Below are 16,003 nucleotides of genomic sequence, written 5' to 3'. Positions count from 1 at the left end.
AAGCAACACTTGAGATTTAGGTGAAATGCTCTACCTTTTAGTGACGCTGAATCGCCAGCGCCGATCGATAAGTGAATTTATGGAATCAGACGCCATTGCCCCCATGGCGTCGGGATGAACAGGAAGCATGGGGGATCGATGGTCTCGACAAAGCTAATCGTGAACGCCGAATCGGCGGCAGAGTTTCTCATGCTGATGGGCAATGAGAAGCGACTGTTGATCATGAGCTACCTCGCCGAAGGTGAAATGTCGGTGGGAGCCATAGCCGAGAAGGTGATGCTCAGCCAATCCGCCCTGTCCCAGCATCTCGCCAAGTTGCGGGCGCTCGACCTTGTCGACACCCGCCGCGACCGGCAGATGATTTACTACTCCTGCAAATCCGACGCCGTGCGAGAACTGCTTGTCATGTTGGACGGCATTTTCGGCAGCGGCAAGGATGACCTGTCCCAGATGGCGCACCGCTTGCGCCGTGCTGGAACCTGACCACACAGCCGCCGATCTCGCCGGTGATTCAGAGCGGCATGCGCCGATTTGGGGCGCACAAAGCTGGCTGATTGTCCCGAATTGTCGCATCGTGCTTTCCAAACAAGGTGAGCGCCGGGAAGCGGTCCGGATTTTCGGGCCGATGCGACGGTCGCGAGGAATGCATGGATCCCATTCGCATCGACGACCCGCAAGATCCGCGCGTCGCTGCCTATCTCGACATTCGCGAGCGTGACCTCGCCGGCCGGCAAGGCCGCTTCGTCGCCGAAGGCAAGGTGGTGCTCGACCTGCTGCTCACAACTGGACGCTTTGCCGCCGAATCGGTCCTCGTCCTGGAAAACCGGCTGGCGGGTCTCGACAAGATCCTGAGCAAGGCGCCCGCCGATCTCCCGGTCTATGTGGCAACCAGCGCGGTGATGGACGCAATCGCCGGATTTCACATGCATCGCGGCATCCTGGCCATGGGCCGCAAGGGAGCGCCGCAGCCGGCCGAAGCCCTGCTCGATGGCTTGCCGCCTCGTGCGCTGGTCGTGGTGCTCGTCGGCATCGCCAATCATGACAATGTGGGCTCGATCTTCCGCAACGCCGCCGCCTTTGGCGCTGACGCGGTTTTGCTGGATGCGACGTGCTGCGACCCGCTCTATCGCAAGGCGATCCGCGTTTCGGTCGGCGCCGCGCTCAAGATCCCGTTCGCATCGTTCACCGACACCGCCGGCTTCACAACGATGCTCGCCCGACGTGGCTTCGAACAATTCGCGCTCTCGCCCCGCGGGGAGACCGACATCCGCGATGCGCAGCGCAGCGAGCGCCTGGCGCTCTATCTCGGCACCGAGGGCGAAGGCTTGCCGGACGACCTGCTCGCAAGCCTGCACGACGTGCGGATCACCATGGCGGAAGGCTTCGACAGCCTGAATGTCGCCGCGGCTTCAGCCATCGCGCTGCATCATTTTTCGGCTAGAGCAATTCTAGGAAAAGTGTGAAGCGGTTTTCCGTCCAGAATTGCCTCAAAGCAAAGAGTTAGGGCATTTCGCCGTTTCCGTGAAACGGTGAAATGCTCTAAGGAGACCTGATCTCAGCTTGTCGCGTCAGCCTTCTGCAGCGCGCGCACGCGGTCGGCAAGACTGCGGTCACCGTTGCCGGAGCGTGCGTCCGACGGTACCGCCAATGCCATGGCGATCGGCGAACCAGGCCCCTCGAGCTTGGCCGTCAGATGGACGACCTCCGCCGCCAGCTCGTTCATCTGCTCGCGCAAGGCGGAGCTGCTGTCAGCGGCCTTGGAGGCGGCCAGTGCGGTGAGATCCGCCTTCAGCCGTTTGTTCTCGCGCGCCAGCGCCGTCAGCCTCGCCTCGAGCTGCTCACGGTCGCTATCGAGCTTGGCGATTGCCTTGTCGAAATCATCGCTCCTCGCGACATCGCCGCCCTTGCCGACCAGCCGCAAGGCTGGCGCGCTGTCCTCGGATTTCGATCTTTCGCGCATGCGTGCCAGTTCCTTTTCGCGGCGGTCGAGTTTGTCTTCTCGATCGGCAAGTGTGGCCAGCAGCCGTTCGACCTTCTTGTCGAGCTCGGCGGTCTTTTTCTTCTCGGCTTTCAGGGCGTCCCGCGCGGCCTTGCTTTCGGCCGCGATTTCCTGGCCGCGCCTGTCGGCTTCCTTGCGCTGGCCGCGCAGCATCGCAATGTCACTGGCGAGTTTCTGCATTTCGGACTCTCGCGCCACGAGCTCGATCTGCCGGCTGCTCGAGGAAAAACTGGCGTCGTCATACATGCGCTCCAGCTTTTCCAGCTCAAGGGCGCGCTTTTCCAGCTTGCGTTCGGTTTCCTTCAGACGCTCCGAAAGCTGCTGCAACTCGCCCTCTCGCTGACGCAGCGCTTCGTTCTTCGCGCCCAGCTCGGTCAGCACCTGGTTCTTGTCAGTCCGCTCGACCGCCAGGCCCTTCATGGCCTCGCGACCGCGATTGATCTCGACCAGTTGTTCGGCCGCCTTCTCACGCAACGCCTTGACGCTGATTTCCAGGCGGCGCGTCGTCATGGCGTATTCGGCGCGGATGCGATCCTTGTCCGCCTGGATCTCGGTCTGCGTCAGAGGGATCGAGGATTCGATGCGTTTGCGTGTAAGCGCGACCGCACGACGCCATATGGCCGGAGCCACCATGAGCGCCAGAAAGCCAGCGCAGAGAAAGCCGAGGACGAAGAACAGGACCGACTGGACCAAGTGACTACCCGTTGTGGCCGGCAAGCATCAAAAGCGCATAGATCGCTTTGACTGTGCCACGTTGACATGGCGGAAATCCAGCGTTGCGGCAAGGGTTTGCCGCAACGGTACGAGTTTAATGCATGTCGACCCAAAAGCGGTCCCGGTTTTGGACAACGACAGCCAAGGACTTCAGCCTAGAACGGATTCCACGTGGCCCGCTCGGTAAGCTTCAGATAGCCGAGATTGACGCCGAGCCGAGCACCGACGCCGGTGCGGATCGGCACCAGGAGAACATTGTTGTTCTTCAGCACGTTGAAGCCGACGCCCGCCACCACATAGGCTGAACCGGCAACGCCGCCATAGCGGTTGTAGAGGCTGCCCACATCATCGAGATTGTAGACCAGCATCATCACCCGCGACCCCTCGCCGCCGAAATCCCAGCCGAGCGACGGGCCTTGCCAGAACACTTTGTGGTCGCCGGCATTCTTGGTGTAGAGCGTGCCTTCGCCATAGGTCAGGCCACCGATCAGCGCACCAGAACCCTCTTCGCCCAGCAGATAGCCGTTGGGCAGGCCGTAGGAGGCAAAAATCTTCTCGATCACCGTGGCGAGTCCGCCCGATGTGGCGCCAAAAAATTTGTGACCGGAATCGACAATCTCCTGAGCGGTGTATTCCTGGGCCCGCAGGGCTGAAGTCGAGAAGACGAGAACGCCCAGGAGCGTGACCGCCATTGAGAAGACACGGAGAAAGCTCCGGTCGTAGTATCGGGAAAACATGCTTCCAATCTCCGTCAGGGAGCACCTTCGCCGACGCCTCGCACCCCGTACGGCTCTTTTAGCCGGCCGTTAAGGGTAACTGTTAGGGGCAAATTATGCCGTAATCCTTTTTCAACCATTAAGCTCCCACATGAACATGGCGGTTCGAAGGCTGTTTGGGGTCGCTCAATTGGGGTCGGCAGCCTGCGTGAACACGCCATTTGCCACAACCACAATTTGGATTTGTTGCTGCACGCACGGGCGCTGTGTATTCAGAAAGCCTGAGGAGAGAGTGCGTGATTCGTGTGGCAGGCGACGATCGATCGCCCGGCCATGAGTTGTGAGATTTTGCAGGGATTTTTCGCCGATGGCCGATCTGTTCACCCTTTCCGCACCCGATCTGGCAGCGCTTTTGTGCAGCCGGGTCTGCCACGATATCATCTCGCCGGTCGGCGCGATCAACAACGGGCTCGAATTGCTTGATGAAGGCGGCGCCGATGAGGACGCCATGAAGCTGATCCGTCAGAGCGCCCGCAACGCTTCGGCCCGCCTTCAGTTCGCCCGCATCGCCTTCGGTGCCGCCGGTTCGGCCGGTATGTTGATCGATACCGGCGATGCCGAAGCGGTCGCCATCGCCTTCCTCAAGAACGAAAAGCCGGAACTGACCTGGAACGGGCCCCGCGCGTTGCTGCCCAAGAACAAGGTCAAGCTGCTGCTCAACCTGATCCTCGTCGCCAATGCCGCCATTCCGCGCGGCGGCAAGCTTTCCGTGACGCTGGAAAACCTTGAGACCGAACCGCGTTTCGCGCTTGCGTCGGCTGGCCCGATGCTGCGGGTGCCGCCGAAATTCCTCGAACTGCATTCCGGCCACAAGCCGGAGGAGCCGATCGACGCGCATTCCGTGCAGCCCTATTACACGCTGCTTCTGGCGCGCGAGGCCGGCATGACGATATCGATCCACGCGACGCCGGAAGAAATCGTGCTTTCGGCGGCCTGATGCGCAGCCGATAAAGCGAAGTATTTTTTCATTTAAAGCTGTAATTCCAGCTCATCGACTTGAGATGCGTCTGGTCGTTCAGGCGGCGCCAAAGCATTCGTGAATAAAAGTAGGCACCTGCCCATCTTTATAAAAATTTTACCTAACGCCTTTTCGGCTTCTTTACCAGATTGGCCTATGGTGCGTCCTGGATGCCCCCGACGCTACCGGACTGCCAGAAGGCAAAGAGGACCCGGAAATGAAACGCTGCATGTTCGTCGACGATTCAAGCGTTATCAGGAAGGTTGCAAAACGCATCCTGGGCGGCTCCGAAATGATTGTCATCGAGGCCGCCAGCGGACTTGACGCGCTGGAGATGTGCGCCGCCGACATGCCCGACATCATCGTCGTCGATGGCGCCTTGCCCGACGTACCGGCGGTCGATCTCATCCGTCGCGTCCGCGCCATGGAGAGCCCGATAAGGCCGCAGATCCTGATTTCCCTGGTCGAGCTCGATATTGCTTCGATCATGCGGGCCAAGCGAGCCGGCGCCCAGGGCTATCTCTTGAAGCCGTTCAACCGCCCGCAGTTGCTCGAGCGCTTTCGCACCTTGAAGAGCGCACCTGATTCGGCATCCTTGAGCAACTCCAGAAAAAGTGCGTGACGGTCTTCTGCTCGGAAGCCCAGAAGCAGACCGTTACCAGCCCATCATGCAAAAACCCGGCCGAAGCCGGGTTTTTTATTGAAAAGATTCGAACGATTCGTCGCTCAGGCGCTGACGCGAATGTCTTCCGGTTCGCGCAGCACATAGCCGCGACCCCAGACCGTTTCGATGTAGTTCTGACCGCCCGATGCCGCGTCGAGCTTTTTGCGCAGCTTGCAGATGAAGACGTCGATGATTTTCAGCTCAGGCTCGTCCATGCCGCCATAGAGGTGGTTGAGGAACATTTCCTTGGTCAACGTGGTGCCCTTGCGTAGCGAGAGCAACTCCAGCATCTGGTATTCCTTGCCGGTCAGGTGCACGCGCTGGCCGCCGACTTCGACTGTCTTGGCATCGAGGTTGACCACCAGGTCGCCGGTGGTGATGACCGACTGGGCGTGGCCCTTGGAACGCCGCACGATGGCATGAATGCGGGCAACCAGCTCGTCCTTGTGGAATGGCTTGGTCATGTAGTCGTCTGCGCCGAAGCCGAGGCCGCGCACCTTGTCCTCGATGCCGGCCATGCCGGAGAGGATGAGAATAGGTGTTTTGACCTTGGAAAGGCGAAGCGTTCTCAAGACCTCGTAGCCTGACATGTCAGGCAGGTTGAGGTCGAGAAGAATGATATCGTAGTCGTAGAGCTTGCCTAGATCGACGCCCTCTTCACCGAGATCGGTCGTGTAGACGTTGAAACTTTCCGATTTCAGCATCAGTTCGATGCTTTGTGCGGTTGCACTGTCATCTTCTATCAGCAGAACACGCATTTTATTCCCCTTTTCTGCTGCCGGACCATTTCACGACCCGTCCGGACCCGGAGCAGTGGTTGCCTTGTGCAGAGGCTGCCATTGAATGGTTAACAAATCCTAATTTCCCGTCCATGACGGTACCAGATTTTTTAACCTCTTTCTACACCCTCTTGAATCTAATAACGAATCTCAGAACCAAATTCCTAATGCAACACATTAACAACCTGGACTAAGCGACTCCAGGGACTCATCGACGTCGCTTCCGCATCGGTGGCCGGAATTTTTACCCGGCCTTAAGTCCTGACCCGTATGATTAACAATGCCCGTAAACGAATGGTTACCGCCGGCAAAAAACTTTAGGGTTTTGTTTCCCATAGTTGGGGGAAAGCCGGTGGACACGGGTGCGGCCTGGGCGTTTCCAGGTGGTTTGGACGATAAGTGCGGGTGTGCGTTTCCGGGAGTACCGAATCATGAAGTCACGTGAAAACCTCGTTCGGCTGAAACAGTTTCAGGTGAATGAGAAGCGGCGGCAGCTGCTGCAGCTCGACATGATGATCGCCGAGTTCGAACGCATGGCCGTCGAGCTGGAGCTTCAGATTACCGCCGAGGAAAAGAAGGCCGGCATCACCGACATCAACCATTTCGCCTATCCGACCTTCGCCAAGGCGGCTCGCCTGCGCCGCGACAATCTCAGGAATTCCCAAAGCGACCTCGCCCAGCAGCGAAGCGCCGCCGAATCATTACTCGGCGAAGCTGAAGCGGAGCTTTCCAAAGCGGAAATGCTGGAATCGCGCGACACGAAGATCCGCGAAGCCGAAGTCGGTGGCCGCAGCGCCATGATCGGCTAAAACCCTGCCCTTGGCGACGTCAACGCTCGCCATCGGACTGGCGCATTGTCGCGGCTTGCGGCCCGGCGGAATACGCCCAGAAGAATGAAACCCGCCCTACGCGGCCCAATCCCCTTCATTCTCGGCAATTGCCCTTGCACGGGCATCCTTGATATCCGGCGCATGCTGCTCCGCCCATGACCTGATCTGGGTAAGCAGTCCCGCCAGGTTCTGACCGAGCTCGGTCAATTCATATTCGACGCGCGGCGGAATGACCGGAAAGATCTCGCGCCGTACCAATCCGTCGCGCTCGAGCACGCGCAGCGTCTGGGTCAGCATCTTCGGCGTGATGCCGTCAAGCTTCCGGGCAAGCTCGCCATTGCGCAGCCGGCCTTTGCGCAGCGCGCAAACCACCAGATAGACCCATTTGCTGGCCAGCATCTCCAGCACCGTGTGCGAAGGACACGTTCGCCGGAACGCGTCATAGCCGAAACCGCAATCATCTTCACTATCCATGAGGTGCGTATGTATCAGAAAGGTACATACTGGACAAGGGACTATTACTATCCAAATGATAGTGGCATCAACCGAGCAGGAGATATCTCAATGCGTGCCGCTATCCAGAATTCCGTCGGCGGACCCGACGTCCTTGTCATCGCCGATCAGCCCGATCCCACGCCAGAGGCCGGCGAAGTGCTGGTCGGTGTCAAGGCCGCGGGCATCAATCCGGTCGATGGCGCCGTCCGTGCCGGCTACTACCCCTTGCTCGGCGAGCCGCCCTTCATCCTGGGTTGGGATATCTCGGGAACTGTCGAAGCACTCGGCGCCGGCGTCACCGGCTTCAAGATCGGCGACGAGGTGTTCGGGATGCCGCGCTTTCCCAAGCAGGCCGCCGCCTATGCCGAGTTGGTTGCCGTACCTGCCGATCAAATCACACTGAAGCCGAAGGGCGCGGGCCACCTCGAGGCAGGCGCCTTGCCGCTGGCCGGCCTCACCGCCTGGCAAGGGCTTGTTCGCCACGGCGGGCTGAAATCGGGGCAGCGCGTATTGGTGCATGCGGGAGCCGGCGGCGTCGGTCATCTGGCGGTGCAGATCGCCAAGGCGCGCGGCGCCCACGTCGTCGCCACGGCCAGCCCGGGCAAGCTCGATTTCGTCCGCAACCTCGGCGCCGACGAGGTCATCGACTACACCAAGGGCGATTTCACCGACCAGGTTCGCGACATCGATCTGGTGCTGGATCCAATGGGGGGCGACCACGCCCAACGCTCGCTGAAGGTGCTCAAGCGTGGCGGCGTGCTGGTGTCACTGCTCGATGTCAGCGACGACACAAGGGCGCACGCCAGTGCGCGCGATATTCGGGTCGAGCGTATGTCGGTCTTCCCCGACAGGGAGGGCCTGCTGGAACTGGCTCGGTTGATCGATGCCAACAAGATCACCGTCCATGTGGCGAAGAGCTTCCCACTGGACCAGGCGGGGGCCGCTCACGCCTTCCTTGCCACCAAGCCGATCGGCAAGGTTGTGCTGTCGCTCTGAGCGGAACGGTGACCGTGAAAAACAGAAGGGCGCGGAGTTAGCCGCGCCCTTCATCTAAATTCGCAATGGTCAGTGCCGGTATTGCTGGATGCGTGTCGTGCGCAGCCCGGCAAGGCCGTATTCGTCGATCGACGCCTGCCAGGACAGGAATTCCTCGGTGGTGAGCTTGTAGCGTTGGCATGCCTCGTCCAGGCTCAAAAGCCCGCCGCGCACGGCCGCAACCACTTCCGCCTTACGCCGGATAACCCAGCGACGTGTATTGGTCGGCGGCAGATCGGCAATCGTAAGAGGGCTGCCGTCAGGCCCGATAACATATTTGACTCTCGGTCTAACCAGATCGGTCATCGTACTCTCTACAAAAAACTCAAAGACCCAATCCCCGCCACGTTACCGCCACAGCTTTAAAAATTGCCTAAGCAGACCCTAATGACTAGGTAAGGATCATGAACGCCGCGTTAGTCTTTTCGCCGGCATTTGAAACATCTGCCCGCAAACCCTGATTTGCCGGGGGAAAATGCATCCCTTGGCGAAGATCGGCCACAAACGGTGAATCGCCCTGCACGCTGGCGCGCCGGTAAAGCTTGACCTATATTCTCGACATTGGCATTGAGGCGCCGCGCAGAACGAAAGCATCATGAACAGTCTCGATCTTCCCGGACGTCCCGAAAACACCCGCATCGTCGTCGCCATGTCCGGCGGTGTCGATTCATCGGTCGTCGCCGGCCTGCTGAAACGCGAGGGCTACGACGTCGTCGGCGTCACCTTGCAGCTCTACGACCACGGCGCGGCGACGCACCGGGCCGGCTCATGCTGCGCGGGGCAGGACATCGACGATGCCCGCCGTGTCTCCGAGACGCTCGGCATCCCCCATTATGTGCTCGACTACGAGGAACGCTTCCGCAAGGCGGTCATCGATCCCTTCGCCGAGAGCTACGTCGCCGGCGAGACGCCGATCCCGTGCGTTTCCTGCAACCAGACGGTGAAGTTCGCCGACCTCCTGGCCACCGCCAAGGAGCTCGGCGCCGACGCGCTGGCCACCGGCCACTACATCCGTTCCGGCGCCAATGGCGCCCAGCGCGCGCTCTACCGTCCGGTCGACGCCGACCGTGACCAGAGCTACTTCCTGTTCGCCACCACGCAGGCGCAGATCGACTATCTGCGCTTTCCCCTCGGCGGCCTGTCGAAGCCTCAGGTTCGCGCCATCGCCGAGGAGATGGGGCTGGCGGTTGCCGCCAAGCAGGACAGCCAGGACATCTGCTTCGTGCCGCAGGGCAAGTATTCCGACATCATCGCCAAGCTGAAGCCAACTGCGGCCAATCCGGGCGACATCGTCCACATCGACGGCCGCGTGCTCGGCCGCCATGAGGGCATCCTGCGCTACACGATCGGCCAGCGCCGCGGCATCGGCATCGCTTCCGGCGAGCCGCTTTACGTCGTCCATCTCGATGCCGACCGGGCTCGCGTCGTGGTTGGCCCGCGCGAGGCGCTGGAGACGCACAAGATCTATCTCCGCAATATGAACTGGCTGGGCGACGGACCGCTCACAGACGTCCCTGCCGGCGGCCTGGAACTGTTCGCCAAGGTCCGCTCGACGCGGCCGCCGCGCCCGGCCGTGCTGCATCATCGTGCCGGTGCCACATGGGTGGAACTGGTAGACGGCGAGTCCGGCATCGCGCCGGGCCAGGCCTGCGTGCTCTACTCCGATGACGGCAACGAGGCCCGCGTGTTCGGCGGCGGCTTCATCGAGCGATCGGAGCGTGGCGCCGAGGCCGAGGCCATGCTGACCCGGCTTGCCGCCCGGCCGGACCAGATTCCCGCGGAATAAGATTCCCGCGGAATAAGATTCTTGCCGAATAAGTTTCCTGCCGAATAATCCGCGCTTCAGGAATTCGACTTGGTGTGGGTGACCGTGCCGGCGGTCAGGATGCGCAGCACCCTGATCGCTTCCTCGCCGCTGGTACGCGGTTCGGCACGCGTCTCGATGCACTGGATGAAATGCTCCAGCTCGCGCGTCAGCGGCATGCCCTGGGCAACCGCGACATAGGACGGCTCATTGGTGGTGAAGGCCCATTGGCCGCTGTCCTGCCACACCGCGTGGCGGTAGACGGCCAGCTTGCGTTCCCATGGCTCGACGTCGTCGAACACCGCCATTGCCTTGGTGCCGACCACGGTCAGCCGCCGCTCGCGATAGGGATTGAGACGCGAGGTGAAGAGATGGCTGCGCAGGCCGTTGGGGAAGCGCATGTGCAGATGCGCGAAGTCGCTGAGATTGTCGAGCAGGGCGGCCCCCTCGCCGCGCACCTCGATCGGCTCTGTGCCGGTGATCGCCAGGATCATCGACAGATCGTGCGGCGCCAGGTCCCACAGCGCGTCGTTCTCTGTGTGGAACTTGCCGAGGCCGAGCCGGTGAGAGTGGATGTAGCGGACCTCCCCGAGTTCGCCCTTGTCGATCAGCCCCTTCAGCGTCTCGAAGGCGGGGTGGAACCGCAGGACATGGCCGACCATGAAGACGCGGCCATTGTCCTTGGCCGCCTGCACCGCACGCTCGGCATCCGCCACCGTCAGCGCGATCGGCTTTTCCACCAGCACGTCCTTGCCGTTCTCGACGGCACGTACCGCAAGGTCGGCATGGAACTGCGGCGGCAGCGCCATGACGATGGCGTCGATATCGTCACGGACGAACAGCTGGTCCGGCTCGATCGCCAGGCAGTCCTGCTCGCTGGCAAAGCCTTCCGCGCGGGCCCGGTTGGTATCGGAGACCGCGTGCAGCGCGCCGAGCGCCTTGAGAGTGCGGATGTGGTTGCTGCCCCAGTATCCGCAACCGAGGACTGCTATGCGCGGCTTCATCTGTTTCAAACTCTAAAAACTCGTGGCCGAGACATAGCGACGTGCCCCTTCGAACTCAACCCCGGCGGCGACAACCAAATGTCGCCGCGGCAAAGCTTTTCGATAATGACGATAAGCCGGCAAGCCGGTTGCTTCGAAGCTTGACAGGCTCACCTTCCCAACCTTATATCCGCGCGACCTTGGCGAACGCCCCCGACATGCCCTTCGATTTGAGGCGGATTTCGGGCCTTTCGCCGCCCTGGCGGGGTAGCTCAGTTGGTTAGAGCACGGGAATCATAATCCTGGGGTCGGGGGTTCAAGTCCCTCTCCCGCTACCAAAATCCAGTTAAACCATGGAAATGGCTAAAAATTTATACGCGTTGGTAGCGCTTCCGGTTGAAATTGTTCAATAATTTCAATGCGGCGCCATCGTGTTCCTCGCCCCGGTAGAGACGAGAAAGAGTAACGCGTTCCTCGCTTGGACGAGGATTAATCCGATTGCATCGCTCGGACCTCGACCTATGCAAGCCATTCCGCATGCCATCTCAAATGGTCGTCCATGAATGTCGAAATGAAGAAATACGAATGGTCGTATCCGTCCTGCATGCGCAACGTCAGCGGAATGCCGGCTTTGGCGCAGGCCGCCTCCAAAAGCCAGGGTCTCAGCCCGTCATTCAGGAACCCGTCCGATGTTCCCTGATCGACGAGAAATTCCGGGAAGCGGCGCCCGTCTTCAACAAGCGAAGTAGCGTCGTAGGCCCGCCACGAGGCCTCATCCGTGCCGAGATATTTTTCGAAAGCCGGCCTTGACCAGCCGGCAGCGCTTGGCTGCACGATCGGCGCAAATGCCGAGCAACTCCTGAACCGCTGCGGGTTTTTCAAAGCAATCGTCAGCGCGCCGTGTCCGCCCATCGAATGGCCCGTTATGGCTTGGCGCGACATGTCTGCCGGAAAATTAGCGGCGATCAGCGTGGGTAGTTCCTCGACGAGGTAGGAATACATCCGGTAGTTCTTCGCATAAGGCTCCTGCGTTGCATCAAGATAAAAGCCGGCGCCGCCGCCAAACTGCCAATTGTCCTTGTCATCAGGGATGTCGGCGCCGCGCGGACTGGTGTCTGGACAGACGACGATCAGGCCAAGTTCGGCGGCCATGCGCCTGTATTCGCCTTTGTCCATGACATTTTGATGGGTGCAGGTCAGTCCCGACAAATACCACACCACGGGGCAAGGCGTTTCCCGGGCCTGTGGAGGCACGAAAACGGCAAACGTCATGTCGCAGCAGCAACTCGTCGACAGGTGCGAATAGATGCCCTGCACTCCGCCATGGGATTTTGCCTGGGAGATGGTCTTCATGGGTTCCGGCATATTCCCTCTCCACGGATTTCAAACGCCAATGGGCCGGTGTCTACGGCATCGACCATGATCGCGGCAACCCGGGCGGATCAGGTGGGGTCGAACCGACCGGCGGCGCGGACATCCGGAATGTCAGTCGCGCCGCCGGCCTAACGCCCGATGTCGGGGAGGCACGGTATTTTGGGAACACAGAGCCTTCGACGCGAGCGTGTCGTGTGAGCCGGTCAGTAAACCACGACGCTGCGAATGCTCTCCCCGGCATGCATGAGATCGAAACCCTTGTTGATGTCCTCGAGCTTGAGCGTGTGGGTGATCATCGGGTCGATCTGGATCTTGCCGTCCATGTACCAGTCGACGATCTTCGGCACATCGGTGCGGCCGCGCGCGCCGCCGAAGGCGGTGCCCATCCAGGTGCGGCCGGTGACCAGCTGGAACGGCCTGGTCGAGATCTCCTGGCCGGCGCCGGCCACGCCGATGACCACCGACTTGCCCCAGCCGCGATGCGAGGCTTCCAGCGCCTGACGCATCACCTTGGTGCTGCCGGTGCAGTCGAATGTGTAGTCGGCGCCGCCGATCTGGTCGGCGCCACGCTTGGTCATGTTGACGAGGTAGGGCACGACATCGCCGTCGATCTCCTTCGGATTGACGAAATGCGTCATGCCGAAGCGCTCGCCCCACTCCTTCTTGTCGTTGTTCAAATCGACGCCGATGATCATGCCGGCGCCGGCAAGTTTCAGGCCCTGGATGACATTGAGGCCGATGCCGCCGAGGCCGAAGACGACCGCGGTGGCGCCGATCTCGACCTTGGCGGTGTTGATCACGGCACCGATGCCGGTGGTGACGCCGCAGCCGATGTAGCAGATCTTGTCGAAGGGCGCGTCCGGATTGACCTTGGCCAGTGCGATCTCGGGCAGCACGGTGAAGTTCGAGAAGGTCGAGCAGCCCATATAGTGAAAGATCTTGTCCTTGCCGATCGAGAAGCGCGACGAACCATCGGGCATCAGGCCCTGGCCCTGCGTGGCGCGGATCGCCGTGCAGAGGTTCGTCTTTCTCGACAGGCAGGAGGGGCACTGGCGGCATTCCGGCGTATAGAGCGGGATGACGTGGTCGCCCTTCTTGAGCGAGGTGACACCCTTGCCGACATCGACGACGACGCCGGCACCCTCATGGCCGAGGATGGCCGGAAACAGACCTTCCGGATCGGCGCCCGACAGTGTGAATTCGTCGGTGTGGCAAATGCCTGTCGCCTTGATCTCGACCAGCACTTCGCCCTCGCGCGGGCCCTCGAGGTCGACCTCCATGATCTCCAGCGGCTTTCCGGCGGCAACAGCGACAGCGGCGCGGGTTTTCATCAGGCGTCCTCCAATGCGAATTTTTTTCCAAGGTTTCAGGTTTTGCCGACACGATCAACTGGCAGCTGGCTCCCCGACTGGGCCACAGCGATGAATTGGAATCGCAAGTCGATTGAAAGGCAGTGAATTGCATGGTCGGCTTGACCCTGCAAGCACAGGCCATAAAAGGAACGGCCGACCCGAGGGATGACATTTCGCATGTTCACCAAGATCCTGATCGCCAATCGCGGCGAAATTGCCTGCCGCGTCATCAAGACGGCGCGCAAGATGGGCATTGCCACCGTCGCGGTCTATTCCGATGCCGATCGCGACGCCGTGCATGTCGAGATGGCCGACGAGGCGGTGCATATCGGGCCTTCGCCAGCCGCGCTGAGCTATCTCGTCCCTGAAAAGATCATCGCCGCGTGCAAGGAGACGGGAGCCCAGGCCGTGCACCCCGGCTACGGATTCCTGTCCGAGCGGGCGGCCTTCTGTGAGGCGCTGGAAGCGGAAGGCATCATTTTCATCGGCCCGAAGCCCAAGGCGATCAAGGCGATGGGTGACAAGATCGAATCGAAGAAGTTCGCCAACGCCGCCAAGGTTTCCACCGTGCCCGGCTGGCTCGGCGTCATCGAGAATGCCGATCATGCCGAAAAGATCGCCGGCGAAATCGGTTATCCCGTGATGATCAAGGCTTCGGCCGGCGGCGGCGGCAAGGGCATGCGCATCGCCTGGAGCGAAGCCGAAGTGCGCGATGGCTTCGACCGCGCGCGCTCGGAAGCCAAGAGTTCGTTCGGCGACGATCGTCTCTTCATCGAGAAATTCGTCGTCGATCCGCGCCACATCGAAATCCAGGTGCTGGCCGACGCGCATGGCAACGCGCTCTATCTCGGCGAGCGCGAATGCTCGATCCAGCGACGCAACCAGAAGGTCGCCGAAGAGGCGCCGTCGCCATTCCTGGACGCCGCGACACGCAAGGCCATGGGCGAGCAGTCTGTGGCGCTGGCCAAGGCCGTCGACTACCAGAGCGCCGGCACGGTCGAATTCATCGTCGACAAGGACAAGAACTTCTATTTCCTTGAAATGAATACACGATTGCAGGTCGAGCACCCGGTGACGGAGCTCATCACCGGCATCGATCTGGTCGAGCAGATGATCCGCGTCGCCGCCGGCGAAAAGCTTGGCCTGAAGCAAAGCGACATCGAGCTGAACGGCTGGGCGGTGGAAAGCCGGCTCTATGCCGAAGACCCTTACCGCAATTTCCTGCCTTCGATCGGCCGGCTGACCCGCTACCGGCCGCCGGAGGAAGGACAATTCGGCGATGTCGTCATCCGCAACGACACCGGCGTCACCGAAGGCTCCGAAATCTCGATGTTCTACGATCCGATGCTCGCCAAGCTGTGCACCTGGGCGCCGACGCGTCTGGAAGCCATCGATGCCATGTCGGAAGCGCTCGACAGCTTCGTCGTCGACGGAATCGAGCACAACATTCCGTTCCTGGCTGCCTTGATGCAGCATCAGCGTTGGCGGGAAGGGCGGATATCGACCGCTTTCATATCGGAGGAATATCCCGACGGTTTCGCGCCGGTCGTGCCGAACGACGACGAGAAAGCGGTGCTGGCGTCGATCGCGACCGCAGTGGAACTGCTGCGACGTGATCGGCTTGACCGGCTGGGCGGGCGCCTGGCGCCGCATTCGGGAGCGCTGAAGCGCGACTGGGTCGTGAAGATCGATGATGACTATCTGTCGGCGTCCATCATCGAGGGCATGATTTCCATTCCGATGGAAGTCGATCTGTCGATCGCGGGCGGCAAGGCGCTGACCGTTGCATCCGGCTGGCGGCCGGGCGATCTGGTCTGGCGCGGTACGGTCGGCAAGCGCAAGGTTACGGCTCAGGTCAGGCCGGTCGCCAATGGCTTTCGCATCGCCTGGAAAGGCATGTCGGTGACCGCGCGCGCCATGCTGCCGCGCACCGCCGAACTGGAAAGGCTGATGCCCGAAAAGGTGGCGCCGGACACGTCGAAGCTGCTGCTTTGCCCGATGCCTGGCCTTGTCGTGTCGATTGCCGTTGCCGAAGGCCAGGAGGTCAAGGCAGGCGAGACATTGGCGGTGGTCGAAGCGATGAAGATGGAAAACGTGCTGCGTGCCGAACGCGACCTTGTCGTCTCCAAACTCAACGCCAAGCCTGGCGACAGCCTGGCTGTCGACGCTGTGATCATGGAGTTTGCTTAGGGCTAGCCGGGCAGGCAGCCTGTGATCAGCAGTGGTTTGTGCTGGACTGG

General features: G+C 61.0%; 16 protein-coding genes and 1 tRNA gene. 9 read left to right on the top strand and 8 right to left on the bottom strand.

Annotated elements, in window-relative coordinates:
• Positions 1 to 138 precede the first annotated feature (138 nt).
• Positions 139 to 483, top strand: a complete 345-nt coding sequence (locus EOC83_RS07400; RefSeq protein ID WP_013529913.1) for a metalloregulator ArsR/SmtB family transcription factor — start codon at positions 139 to 141, stop codon at positions 481 to 483.
• Positions 484 to 647: 164 nt separating this feature from the next.
• Positions 648 to 1,463: an RNA methyltransferase gene (locus EOC83_RS07395; RefSeq protein ID WP_063168873.1), complete on the top strand. Its 816-nt coding sequence runs from the start codon at positions 648 to 650 to the stop codon at positions 1,461 to 1,463.
• A 92-nt stretch (positions 1,464 to 1,555) separates the two neighbouring features.
• On the opposite strand, the gene EOC83_RS07390 is transcribed toward EOC83_RS07395, so the two are convergent.
• Both EOC83_RS07390 and EOC83_RS07385 read right to left on the bottom strand, forming a co-directional pair.
• Positions 1,556 to 2,692, bottom strand: coding sequence for a hypothetical protein (locus EOC83_RS07390; RefSeq protein ID WP_063168874.1), 1,137 nt, complete (start codon positions 2,690 to 2,692; stop codon positions 1,556 to 1,558).
• Between the two features lie 176 nt (positions 2,693 to 2,868).
• Entirely contained in the window at positions 2,869 to 3,405 is a 537-nt protein-coding gene (locus EOC83_RS07385; RefSeq protein WP_224621527.1) for an EipA family protein, read from the bottom strand.
• A 391-nt stretch (positions 3,406 to 3,796) separates the two neighbouring features.
• On the opposite strand from EOC83_RS07385, the gene EOC83_RS07380 reads away from it, so the two are divergent.
• Both EOC83_RS07380 and EOC83_RS07375 read left to right on the top strand, forming a co-directional pair.
• The gene (locus EOC83_RS07380; RefSeq protein WP_024504504.1) at positions 3,797 to 4,426 is read left to right on the top strand and encodes a histidine phosphotransferase family protein; all 630 of its coding nucleotides are present in this window, start codon (positions 3,797 to 3,799) and stop codon (positions 4,424 to 4,426) included.
• 238 nt (positions 4,427 to 4,664) lie between these two features.
• Positions 4,665 to 5,069 (top strand): response regulator, encoded by a 405-nt coding sequence (locus EOC83_RS07375; protein ID WP_024504503.1) that lies wholly within the window; start codon positions 4,665 to 4,667, stop codon positions 5,067 to 5,069.
• 104 nt (positions 5,070 to 5,173) lie between these two features.
• On the opposite strand, the gene ctrA is transcribed toward EOC83_RS07375, so the two are convergent.
• A complete protein-coding gene (gene ctrA, locus EOC83_RS07370; RefSeq protein WP_006203583.1) occupies positions 5,174 to 5,869 on the bottom strand; it encodes a cell cycle two-component system response regulator CtrA in 696 nt (231 codons plus the stop codon).
• Positions 5,870 to 6,321: 452 nt separating this feature from the next.
• Here ctrA and EOC83_RS07365 point away from each other — a divergent pair, with 452 nt between their 5' ends.
• Complete coding sequence (locus EOC83_RS07365) at positions 6,322 to 6,699, top strand: flagellar export protein FliJ (RefSeq protein WP_013529907.1); 378 nt, start codon at positions 6,322 to 6,324, stop codon at positions 6,697 to 6,699.
• Positions 6,700 to 6,795: 96 nt separating this feature from the next.
• Here the strand turns inward: EOC83_RS07365 and EOC83_RS07360 are convergent, their stop codons facing one another.
• Positions 6,796 to 7,194, bottom strand: a complete 399-nt coding sequence (locus EOC83_RS07360; RefSeq protein ID WP_013529906.1) for a helix-turn-helix domain-containing protein — start codon at positions 7,192 to 7,194, stop codon at positions 6,796 to 6,798.
• A gap of 90 nt (positions 7,195 to 7,284) precedes the next feature.
• On the opposite strand from EOC83_RS07360, the gene EOC83_RS07355 reads away from it, so the two are divergent.
• Entirely contained in the window at positions 7,285 to 8,211 is a 927-nt protein-coding gene (locus tag EOC83_RS07355) for an NADP-dependent oxidoreductase (RefSeq protein ID WP_063168875.1), read from the top strand.
• A 69-nt stretch (positions 8,212 to 8,280) separates the two neighbouring features.
• Here EOC83_RS07355 and EOC83_RS07350 read toward each other — a convergent pair whose 3' ends face one another.
• Positions 8,281 to 8,556, bottom strand: coding sequence for a DUF1153 domain-containing protein (locus EOC83_RS07350; RefSeq protein WP_013529904.1), 276 nt, complete (start codon positions 8,554 to 8,556; stop codon positions 8,281 to 8,283).
• Between the two features lie 289 nt (positions 8,557 to 8,845).
• Between EOC83_RS07350 and mnmA the strand changes: the two genes are divergently transcribed.
• Positions 8,846 to 10,036, top strand: a complete 1,191-nt coding sequence (gene mnmA, locus EOC83_RS07345; RefSeq protein ID WP_063168876.1) for a tRNA 2-thiouridine(34) synthase MnmA — start codon at positions 8,846 to 8,848, stop codon at positions 10,034 to 10,036.
• A 56-nt stretch (positions 10,037 to 10,092) separates the two neighbouring features.
• Here mnmA and EOC83_RS07340 read toward each other — a convergent pair whose 3' ends face one another.
• Positions 10,093 to 11,058: a Gfo/Idh/MocA family oxidoreductase gene (locus EOC83_RS07340; RefSeq protein WP_013529902.1), complete on the bottom strand. Its 966-nt coding sequence runs from the start codon at positions 11,056 to 11,058 to the stop codon at positions 10,093 to 10,095.
• A gap of 240 nt (positions 11,059 to 11,298) precedes the next feature.
• Here EOC83_RS07340 and EOC83_RS07335 point away from each other — a divergent pair.
• Positions 11,299 to 11,375: transfer RNA gene (locus tag EOC83_RS07335), tRNA-Met, on the top strand.
• Between the two features lie 181 nt (positions 11,376 to 11,556).
• On the opposite strand, the gene fghA is transcribed toward EOC83_RS07335, so the two are convergent.
• Together fghA and EOC83_RS07325 are read right to left on the bottom strand one after the other, a co-directional pair.
• The gene (gene fghA / locus EOC83_RS07330; protein ID WP_063168877.1) at positions 11,557 to 12,402 is read right to left on the bottom strand and encodes an S-formylglutathione hydrolase; all 846 of its coding nucleotides are present in this window, start codon (positions 12,400 to 12,402) and stop codon (positions 11,557 to 11,559) included.
• A 212-nt stretch (positions 12,403 to 12,614) separates the two neighbouring features.
• Positions 12,615 to 13,742, bottom strand: a complete 1,128-nt coding sequence (locus EOC83_RS07325; RefSeq protein ID WP_063168878.1) for an S-(hydroxymethyl)glutathione dehydrogenase/class III alcohol dehydrogenase — start codon at positions 13,740 to 13,742, stop codon at positions 12,615 to 12,617.
• A 198-nt stretch (positions 13,743 to 13,940) separates the two neighbouring features.
• On the opposite strand from EOC83_RS07325, the gene EOC83_RS07320 reads away from it, so the two are divergent.
• Positions 13,941 to 15,953 carry an acetyl/propionyl/methylcrotonyl-CoA carboxylase subunit alpha gene (locus EOC83_RS07320; protein WP_063170220.1) on the top strand — a complete coding sequence of 671 codons (2,013 nt, stop codon included), beginning with the start codon at positions 13,941 to 13,943 and terminating at the stop codon, positions 15,951 to 15,953.
• Positions 15,954 to 16,003: the final 50 nt, after the last annotated feature.

This window comes from Mesorhizobium sp. Primo-A, from assembly GCF_003997175.1.
In the GTDB taxonomy this organism is placed as follows: Bacteria; Pseudomonadota; Alphaproteobacteria; order Rhizobiales; family Rhizobiaceae; genus Mesorhizobium; species Mesorhizobium ciceri.
Note: the sequence above shows the minus strand (reverse complement) of the source record. Positions and strands in the feature narration are given on the sequence as shown.